General features: G+C 60.1%; 1 protein-coding gene. It reads left to right on the forward strand.

Translation table 11 applies throughout. The annotated features are described in order from the left end of the window. On the forward strand, positions 1-198 hold a 198-nt coding region (locus G6R38_RS27950; protein WP_206028773.1), incomplete at its 5' end, for a hypothetical protein. Between the last annotated feature and the right edge of the window lie 98 nt (positions 199-296).

A 296-nucleotide genomic window follows, 5' to 3' on the forward strand; every position in this document is an offset into this window, starting at 1 on the left:
AACGTCTCCCCGCTCAGTTGCGAGCCGCCCGCGGGAGGAAACGGACGACTCGATGGATTCGTTCAGCCGCGCGCGTCGCTCGTCAACTGCAGCGGTTGGTTAGGCCCGGTCACTCTTGGGCTTCCGCTCTGTGGGTTCATCGGCGGTCTCGATCTCGACAACTTCGACCACGATCCGGTCGCCAACATTGAGTTCTGACCACATCCAGCGCAAATGCTCATCTGTATCGGCATCAACGCGGGAAGTCAGGCCACCGAGTCGTACCCATATATCAGGTGGTTCACCAGGGCGAGGAT

Origin of the sequence: Thalassoroseus pseudoceratinae, from assembly GCF_011634775.1 — a bacterium.
Lineage (GTDB): Bacteria > Planctomycetota > Planctomycetia > Planctomycetales > Planctomycetaceae > Thalassoroseus > Thalassoroseus pseudoceratinae.